Origin of the sequence: Dietzia sp. DQ11-44 (assembly GCF_014145205.1) — a bacterium.
GTDB lineage: Bacteria > Actinomycetota > Actinomycetes > Mycobacteriales > Mycobacteriaceae > Dietzia > Dietzia natronolimnaea.
In genome coordinates this window covers 1-4095 of the sequence record NZ_JAALEC010000657.1, presented here as the reverse complement: position 1 = coordinate 4095, position 4095 = coordinate 1, and the positions used below count along the sequence as shown (strand labels likewise).

General features: G+C 71.0%; 3 protein-coding genes and 1 pseudogene. All 4 read left to right on the top strand.

The window, feature by feature from the left end; genetic code table 11:
• Positions 1 to 320: DUF4307 domain-containing protein (locus G6018_RS15100; RefSeq protein ID WP_182640059.1), on the top strand; the 320-nt coding region annotated here is incomplete at its 5' end.
• Between the two features lie 122 nt (positions 321 to 442).
• Positions 443 to 940 carry a transcription elongation factor GreA gene (greA, locus tag G6018_RS15095; protein ID WP_017835774.1) on the top strand — a complete coding sequence of 166 codons (498 nt, stop codon included), beginning with the start codon at positions 443 to 445 and terminating at the stop codon, positions 938 to 940.
• A gap of 92 nt (positions 941 to 1032) precedes the next feature.
• Positions 1033 to 3273: an AAA family ATPase gene (locus tag G6018_RS15090; protein WP_179525716.1), complete on the top strand. Its 2241-nt coding sequence runs from the start codon at positions 1033 to 1035 to the stop codon at positions 3271 to 3273.
• A pseudogene (locus tag G6018_RS15085) lies at positions 3270 to 4095 on the top strand (hypothetical protein); the annotation flags it as partial. The gene G6018_RS15090 and the pseudogene G6018_RS15085, both read left to right, overlap by 4 nt.

Below are 4095 nucleotides of genomic sequence, written 5' to 3'. Positions count from 1 at the left end.
TGGTGGCGGGCGCCGTCGCCGGTTACCGGCTCAGCGCCACCCCCACCATCTCCGGCGAGGTGATCGGCGTGACCGTCGTCGACGACGAACGGACCGACGTGGTGATGACCGTCACCCGGGACGATCCCGGGACCGCCGCCTACTGCATCGTTCGCGCGCAGGACCAGACCAAGGGCGAGGTCGGCCGCCGGGAGGTGTACGTGCCGCCGTCCGAGAACACCGCGATCCAGGTCGACATGTCCATCGCCACCTCGGCCCGCGCGTTCGTGGCCGACGTCTACGGCTGCGGCGACGACGTCCCCGATTACCTGCGCAGGTAGGGGTTCTCGGGCCCCGAACCAGGTCACCGCTGTGTTAGCATCGTCCCATCAGCACGGCTCCTTTCGCGGGGCCGTGTTTTTCGTACAGCAGCACACACACGAACAGATTGGAGTGCGCTCTCATGGCGAACGACACCCAGGGCTACTGGTTGACCCAGGATTCGTACGACCGCCTCATGGCCGAGAAGGAGGCGCTGATCGCCAACCGTCCGGTCATCGCCGCCGAGATCAACGAGCGGCGCGAGGAGGGCGACCTCAAGGAGAACGCCGGGTACCACGCCGCGCGTGAGCAGCAGGGCCAGGAGGAGGCGCGCATCCGTCAGCTCGACGACCTGCTGGCCACCGCCCAGGTCGGCGAGACGCCCACCGAGACCGGCGTCGCCCTGGTGGGCTCCGTGGTCCGCGCCTACTACAACGGCGACGAGGACACCAAGGAGACCTTCCTGGTGGGCACCCGCGGTGAGGGCTCCGGCAAGGACGACCTCGAGATCTACTCCCCCGACTCCCCCCTGGGCCGCGCGATCCTGGGCGCCAAGGTCGGCGAGAGCCGCGAGTACACCACCCCGAACGGCAAGTCCGTCTCGGTGACGATCGTGACCGCGGAGCCGTACCAGAGCTGACCGGCCACGACGGGCCCGGTGGTAGGTTCTTCACGACTATCGGGCCCGGTTCGACCAGCCCGATCCCGCGCCGGCGTTTCCAGGAGTCCCACGTGACAGACGGTTCCCACGACAGGCCATTCGGCCCGGCACCGAAGATCGAATCGGCGGCCGAGCAGGTCCTGGGACCGGCGCTGCGTACAGGGCAGTCACCGTTCGACGACGAGCTCTACACCTGGACCCCCGAGGTCGCGGAGGAGCTCATCCGCCGCCTGGACGGGGACGCCGAGGAGCACACGGGCGAGCACTCCGCGGACTCCACCCGCTCCCCCGTGATGCAGGCGCTCCACGACCAGCTGGAGGGCGCCCCGCGGCCGGTGGTGCTCCTGGCCGCCGAGTTGCTCTACATCCAGCAGCTGCCCCTGTCCACGGTGACCGCCCGCCTCAAGCGGGGACGGATCAGGGACGTCCTGTCCTGGATCGACGACGCCCCGGAGATCCCCGAGGTCCTCGACGACGCGCTCGGAGAGAAGGGCCCGCTCACCGGCGGGCTCGGGTTCAACGTCCAGATGCGCGAGCACCTGCGGTGGCTGTGCACGTTCGTCATCCACTGGGCCGAGCTGGAGTCCGCCGAACGCGACGCGGCGCTGACCGACCCGTGGGAGTTCCAGCGGGCCGCCCGCTCGACCCCCGGCGACTGGCGGGCCATCCGCTACAGCCTGCAGTACCTGGCCTGGCCCGGGTACTTCCAGCCGATCGTCAAGCACGAGCACAAGACCCGGATCCGCGACGCCTTCGCCGACCTCATCGGCGGGCCGTCCGGGATCGACGAGCTGGACATCGACCAGGACCTCCACCGGATCGCCGAGACGCTCTCCGCCCAGCTCGGCCAGCCCGTCGACTGGTACCGGGGTGCGATCGCCAACCAGTGGCAGCGCCACCGCGACGACCACTCCCGCCGTGCGTGGCTGGTCCGACCCGGACGCGGCGGCGTCGGTCAGGCCGGTCAGTGGGTCGCGCAGAACCGCATCGCGCTGCCCGCCTCGCACCTGCCGCGCATCCCCGCACACGCCAGCCGCCTCGAGGTGTCCCAGGCCGTCGAGCAGGGGTACCCGCACCTGGACTACCAGGCACGGTTCCAGCTCACCGCGGAGCTGCACACCTTCCTGTCCCGGATGAGCCCGCAGGACGTGGTGGCCACGGTCGCCGACGCCAAACTGCACCTGGGCACCCTCACCGACGACCTGGGCTACGTGGAGGACGGCGGCCAACAGCTCGAGCGCTCGGTGCGGTGGCACTCGGTCACGCTCGACCTGGACACCCTCCCCAGCCCGCTCTCGGAGCTGATCGGGGAGCCCGGCACCGTCGTGGACCTCACCGACGGCCTCGACGCGCTGCTCGCCACCATGCACCCCGGCCGGCACTCCGCCGAGTCCCAGGTGGCCGAGGCGCCGGGCGCCGGGACCGTGCCCACCCTCCCCGACATCACCGACGAGCTCGCCGACGGCCTGCACATGCCCCGCAAGGAGCTGCAGGAGATCGTGGACACCCTGCAGGAGCGGCAGCAGATCGTGTTCTACGGTCCGCCCGGCACCGGCAAGACCTACCTCGCGCAGGAGCTCGCGCGTTTCCTCGCCGGCGCCGACGACCCGAGCCGGGTCCAGCTGGTGCAGTTCCACCCCAGCTACGCCTACGAGGACTTCTTCGAGGGTTACCGGCCCACGCTCACCGAGTCCGGTCAGCCCGGCTTCGCCCTGCAGGCCGGGCCGCTGCGCCGCCAGGCCGCTCGCGCCACGTCGGACTCCGGGCGCGAGCACCCGAGCTTCCTCATCATCGACGAGATGAACCGCGCCGACCTGGCCCGCGTCTTCGGCGAGATGTACTTCCTGCTCGAGTACCGCGACCGCACGGTCCTGCCCCAGTACAGCCCCGACACCTCGTTCCGGTTGCCGCGCAACCTGTTCATCATCGGCACCATGAACACCGCCGACCGGTCGATCGCCATGGTCGACGCGGCCATCCGGCGCCGGTTCGCGTTCATGGAACTCCACCCGGACACCCCGCCGGTGGCGGGCGTGCTGCGACGTCACCTCGAGGCCCGCGGCGTGACCACCGAGCCCGCCGACCTGCTGGAGGCGCTCAACTCCGAGATCGACGACTCTGACCGCGACCTGCGGATCGGGCCGTCGTACTTCATGAAGGACCGGGCCACCGAACCCGGCGGGCTCGAGGCGATCTGGCGGTACGACCTCCTCCCGCTGCTCGAGGAGCACTACTACGGACGCCTGTCCCGCGCCGAGGTCCACGAACGCTTCGGGCTCGCGACACTGCGTCGGAAGATCGGCCGGGCGTGATCCCCGCCTCGGCGGGCTCCGCGGCGTCGGAGACCATCGAGTTCGACGAGTTCGATCGCCGGGGCCGGCTCGTCACCCTGAGCTGGGAGGGCGCGCAGCACCTGTCCCAGACCGGCCTGGTCGAGGTGCTGCCCGCCGGCCGTGACACCTGGCGACTGATCCCGTGCGGCAGCGTCGGCTCGGTCCGCGTCGAGGGTCTGTCGGTGCGGGTCCTGCCCGCGGCCAACCTGGGCCTGACGCAGTTGTTCTTCCTGCTCGACCACGCGGCCGACACCGCGTTCCTCCCGTCGGCAGTACAGGCGAGGGACGACGACGAGCTGTGGGTCTCCGTGGCCGAGTCCATGGCCGCGTTGGCGCACCAGGCCCTGTCGTCCGGGTTGCTGCGCGGGTACCGCAGGGTCGATGAGGCGCTGACCACCGTGCGCGGGCGGATCCGCCTGGGCGACCAGATCCGCCGCCACCCGGGAATGACCATCCCCCTGGAGGTCACCTACTCGGAGTTCACCCCCGACATCGCGGAGAACCGCATCCTGCGCACCGCCGCGCACCGCCTGCAGTTCCTGCCCGACCTGCCGGACGCCACCCGGCGGCGGCTGGCGATGGTGGACGCCCGGCTGGCGGACGCCACGCTCATCGGCCAGGGCGCCCCGGTCCCCGCCTGGACGCGGACCCGGCTCAACGCCCGGTTCCAGAACGCGCTCGCCCTGGCCGACCGGATCGTGCGCCGCATCTCGGTGGAGGTGGAGGACGGCCACGCGGCGTCGGCGGCGTTCGTCACCGAGATGCCGGCGCTGTTCGAACGCTTCGTAGAGGCCGAACTGA